We start from the raw sequence: 2,059 nt of genomic DNA, 5'->3' as shown, positions 1-2,059 counted from the left end.
GGGAGAACCGGATCCGCCCGCGGGTGCCCTCGACGTCGACGTGCGGCCACGACTTCGTGATGCCCGCCCGGTCCGTGCCGTGGGAGCGCAGCAGGTCGGCGAGGACGGTGACGGTGTCGTAGCCCTCGAAGGCGACGAAGGAGGGCGCTTCGCCCAACCGCTCGCGCAGGGCCGTCCCGACCCGGGTGCCGAGCGGGCCGACGTGCTCTGGCAGGTAGCGCAGGAACGGGATCGCGGCGCCGTCCTCGCCGAGCGCCGTCGCCCACGAGCCGAACTCCGGCTGCCCGGCCGGAGCGCCGATCAGGATCTCGGAGAGGCGCCGGTCGCGGCGGACGGCCCGGACGAGCGGCACGGCAGGCTCCGGGTGGCCCACAAGGAGGAGGAGCGCGGTGGCGCGCTGGTCGACGAGGGCGTCGCACACCGCCGTGGGCGTCAGCTCACCCATGTCGAGCGGGACGACGGTGCCGCCGCGGGGAGCGAGACGGTCCCGCAGAAGGCGGGTCCCGGACGCCCAGTAGACGCTCGGCTGGGCGGCGACGGCGACACGACGGTGACCGGCGGCAAGCAGGAAGTCCGCGTAGATCCGCCAGCCGTGGGACTGCGCGGGGGCGAGGCGCGCCACCCGGTCCGTCGGCTCGTCGGTGAGCGCGTCGAGGACGGCCGACGAGCAGAGGTACGGCAGGCCGAGGGCGTCGGCCCCGGCGGCGGCGGCGCGGGCGACGACGCTGTGGTACTCCCCGGCCAGAGCGGCCACGCCGAGCCCGGCCAGTTCCTCCACCGCGGCCGCGGCCCGCCGCGGATCGGCCGCGGTGTCTCGGACCACCAGTTCGAGCGGTCTTCCGCCGTTCGCGCCGGTCCCGTCGGTCTCCCCGGCGGCGCCGATCCCGCCGGCGTCGTTGACCTCGCGGACGGCCAGTTCGAGTCCGGCGAGCAGGTGCCGGCCCGCCTCGACCCAGCCGGGCGGGGTCAGCGGGACGAGAGCGCCGATCCTGACGGGCGATCCGTCGGGCCGTGCCGCTCCGGGCGTCGGGAGTGGCGTACTCATGAGGCGGCGTCTCCTGTGACGGGCGAAAGGACGGGGAAGGCGTGGTCCCGCCAGATCAGACGGGAGGCCTCCTCCGGGTAGGCCATGACGGCGGGGTGGGTGTCGAAGACCTGCACGAGCCGTCGTCCGGTGTCGTACGCCGGCCAGCCGGGGTCGCCGTGGGCGGCGAAGGACGTCCAGGCGGCGCGCATCCGGGCGGACAGGGCCTCCGCCTCCGCGGACGGCTCCTCACCGATCAGCACGGCGGTCCGGCCGCGGTCCAGATTGCCGAAGACGAGGGGTACGTCGAGGCCGTGGCAGGCACCGAAGGCACCGCCCATGCCGGGGGCGGCCCACGTCAGCTCGTACACATGGGTGCGGCCGCCCGTGGCCGCCCGGGCCTCGGCGAGCTGGAGCGACGGCATGCGGAAGAGCCAGTCGGAGTGGACCAGTTCGTACAGCCCGTCCGGGTCCGCCGTCGGAAAGGCGTCGCGATACCGGCGCGCTCCGTCCGGGCCGGGAGCGAGGAGGCGGAGGGCGGCCGCCGCCTGCTCCTCGCTCACCTCGCCGAGCAGGCCGGTGACCGCGGTGAACAGGCGCTGCTCGTCGCGGGTGTGGCCGACGAGGAGGTCGACGTCACGGCCGGCGCCGTCGGACAGGGCCTGCCACGGTGTGGTGGGCAGGATGTCGCCGTCGACGACCGGAGAGAAGGGGATCGGCCGGTACGCGGGCCGGCCCCAGCGGTCCGCCCACTGGTCCATCTTCGCGCTGAGCGCGTCGCCCGCGGCCGGAAGTTCGTACGGGGGGACGCCGGACAGGTCGGCCACCGTGGGCCGCAGGCCCAGTTCGGCGGCGCAGGCCGTGGCGATGTCCGAGGCGAGCTCGGGGGAGAAGTACGTGCCCTGCACGCTCTGCGCGACGGCCCGGCGGAAGAGCCCCGCCGCCCGGTCCATCGCGAGCAGGGCGGCGACCGATCCCCCGCCCGCCGACTGGCCGAAGACGGTGACCCGTCCGGGGTCACCGTCTTCGGCCAGT

2 protein-coding genes are annotated in these 2,059 nt (G+C 75.6%); both read right to left on the bottom strand.

Translation table 11 applies throughout. From position 1 onward, the window contains the following. Window positions 1–1,045, bottom strand: a 1,045-nt coding sequence (locus AOK00_RS09430) for an ABC transporter substrate-binding protein (RefSeq protein WP_055599857.1), incomplete at its 3' end; no start/stop codon positions are given. Next, window positions 1,042–2,059, bottom strand: a 1,018-nt coding sequence (locus AOK00_RS09425) for a carboxylesterase family protein (protein WP_159041719.1), incomplete at its 5' end; no start/stop codon positions are given. The genes AOK00_RS09430 and AOK00_RS09425, both read right to left, overlap by 4 nt.

Source organism: Streptomyces aureus (assembly GCF_001418135.1).
GTDB classification, from domain to species: domain Bacteria; phylum Actinomycetota; class Actinomycetes; order Streptomycetales; family Streptomycetaceae; genus Streptomyces; species Streptomyces aureus_A.
This window is presented reverse-complemented; position numbering and strand designations above follow the sequence as displayed.